The 2,456-nt window shown below is 72.3% G+C and carries 3 protein-coding genes; all 3 read right to left on the reverse strand.

Going from position 1 to position 2,456, the window contains the following annotated elements; genetic code table 11:
• Positions 1 to 260: response regulator transcription factor (locus ACFU95_RS50890; protein WP_383844748.1), on the reverse strand; the 260-nt coding region annotated here is incomplete at its 3' end.
• Positions 257 to 1,621, reverse strand: a complete 1,365-nt coding sequence (locus tag ACFU95_RS50895; RefSeq protein ID WP_383844751.1) for a sensor histidine kinase — start codon at positions 1,619 to 1,621, stop codon at positions 257 to 259. The genes ACFU95_RS50895 and ACFU95_RS50890, both read right to left, overlap by 4 nt.
• 25 nt (positions 1,622 to 1,646) lie before the next feature.
• The coding region (locus tag ACFU95_RS50900) for an ABC transporter permease (protein WP_383844754.1) at positions 1,647 to 2,456 on the reverse strand (810 nt) is incomplete at its 5' end.

Raw genomic sequence — 2,456 nt, forward strand, 5'->3', positions numbered from 1 at the left:
TCGAGGTCGAAGGTGGTGACGATGAGGACGCGGGTGCGGCCGCCGGTGGCGATGATGCGGCGGGTGGCCTCGATGCCGTCCATGCCGGGCATGCGGATGTCCATGAGGACGACGTCCGGGCGGAGTTCGGCGGCCATGCGGACGGCCTCGGCGCCGTGCTCGGCCTCGCCGACGGGCTCCAGGCCGGGCGTGCCCTCCAGGAGCATGCGCACGCCCATGCGCTGGAGGGGCTGGTCGTCGGCGATGAGTACGGTGGTCATGGCAGGGGGTCTCCTGGGGCCGACGGGGTGGGGGCGGAGGGTACGTCCAGCACGACGTCCACATGCCAGCCATGTCCGGTCCGTCGCGGTCCGATGTTGACGGCGCCGCCGTACATGGCGGCGCGCTGGCGGATGCCGACCAGGCCGTGTCCGGCGCCGCCCGAGTCGATGGGCGGTTCCGGCCGCGATCGTACGGGCACCCCCGGCGGTGTTCCGGTGTCGGCGACCCCGATCCGCACCTTGCCGGCATCGACCGCCACGGTGACGTCGGCCGTGGAGCCGGGACCCGCGTGCTTGAGCGTGTTGGTCAGCGCTTCCTGCACGATGCGATAGACCGTGAGCTGCACGCCGCTGCCCAGCGAGTCGAGGTCGCCGACGGTCCGATAGGTCACCGTCAGACCCGCCGCACGTACCCGGGCCAGCAAGGGATCCAGATCGCCGATCCCCGGTTGTGGGCTGAGCATGCGCACGTCGTCCCGCTCCTCGCGCAGGACGCCCAGCACCCGGCGCAGTTCACTCATGGCCTGGCGGCCGGTGTCGCCGAGGATGCGCAGGGCTTCGGCGGACCGCTCGTTCCTGTTGGCGGCGAGGGTCGCGGCGCCGTCGGCCACACTGACCATGACGGAAAGATTGTGGCCGACGATGTCGTGCATCTCGCGCGCGACCCGGGAGCGCTCGGCGGCGGCGGTGAGCTGGACGCGCTGGTCGCGCTCGATCTCCAGGCGTCTGGCACGGTCCTCCAGCGCCGCCAGGTACATCCGGCGGATACGCAGGGTCAGGCCGACGGCCATGGCGGCCGTCGCCGTGCCCAGCAGGAAGAAGAGGCCGCGCAGCGGATTGCCGATATCCACCAGGACGCAGACCGCCACGGTCGTCTCGACGACGGTGACCGCGGCGGCCCAGCCCAGCACCCGCAACGAACCGTGCAGCGCCAGGGAGTACAGGGCGATCAGCGTGCTGACCCCGGCCTGCTGCCACACGCCGAACGACCACTGCACGAGGGACACGACAGCGATCACGAAGAACGTGACGGCCGGGGCCCGGCGACGCCACCACAGCGGCACGATGAGTGCCGCGGCGAAGAGGTGGACGACGCCGGACGGCAGCTGACCGCGGTGGACCGCTTCCCCGAAGGGTCCGTGGTTGGTGTCGGAGAGCAGGTCGGGCAGGCTGATGAGGGCGACGACCAGTACGACCGCGGTGTCGAGCAGCCACGGATGCCTGCGGTCCAGCCGCTGCCGGTCCCGCTGGCCGCGCCACATGCGCCCCAGTACGGGGTGCGCCCAGTCGGCGTCGAACCCAGGGGGCGGCGAAGCCCCCTGGGCGGTGTCCGCGGCGGCTGCCGCGCGTTGCGCGCTCATGGACACCATTGTCCTCACGCCCTGGTCAGGCGTCGGTCTTGACGAGCCGGACGGCGGCCCCGGCGAGTGTCAGCGCCACCCAGCCGGCGAAGACCGCGAGACCCGCGCCGGGCGAGAGGGCGTCCGAGGACTCGTGCAGGGCGTAGACGGCCGCCCCCGCGTTGCTGGGGAAGTAGGGGCTGAGCGTGTCGTACCAGGAGTCCGGCAGCAGCGAGGCCAGGCCGGGAAGGATGAGCAGGACGCCGACCAGGGCCGCGATGGCTCCGGCGGAGGAGCGGATCAGCGCGCCCAGGGCCACGCCGAACACGGCCACCAGACCGAGGTACAGGCCGGCTCCGGCCAGGCTGCGCAACACCCCGTCGTCGGACAGGGCCAGCGAGATCTTCTCGCCGTCCAGTCCCGGTGCGCCCAACTGGAAGGCGGCCAGCGCGCCGACGGCGGTGAGGACCAGGGCGATGGGGCCGATCACGGCGGCCTTGGACCACAGGACGGGCAGCCGTCGCGGTACGGCGGTGAGGGTGGAGCGGATCATGCCGGTGGTGTACTCGCCCGCGGAAGCCAGCACGCCGAGGACGCCGACGGCCAGGGACGCGAACGTCACACCGGTCAGGGCCAGACTGACCGCGTCGCTGTCGCCGCCGGAGCCTCCCGGGCCGGGCGGCCCGCCGGTCGCGGCGGCGTCGGGACTGTAGGTATAGGCGGCCACCGCCCCGAAGAGGACCAGCAGGAACACGGCGACACCCAGGGTGATCCAACTGGAGCGCAGCGACCAGAACTTGGCCCACTCCGAACGCAGTACCCGCAGGCCGGTCACCTTGTACTTCGTGGTGTGGGC

The sequence above is a fragment of the Streptomyces sp. NPDC057623 genome (genome assembly GCF_042800355.1).
GTDB lineage: Bacteria > Actinomycetota > Actinomycetes > Streptomycetales > Streptomycetaceae > Streptomyces.

What these genes read in the sequence shown, in the direction of transcription:
- ACFU95_RS50895 (WP_383844751.1), bottom strand. Translation starts at nt 1,621, where the DNA reads ATGAGCGCGCAACGCGCGGCAGCCGCCGCGGACACCGCCCAGGGGGCT.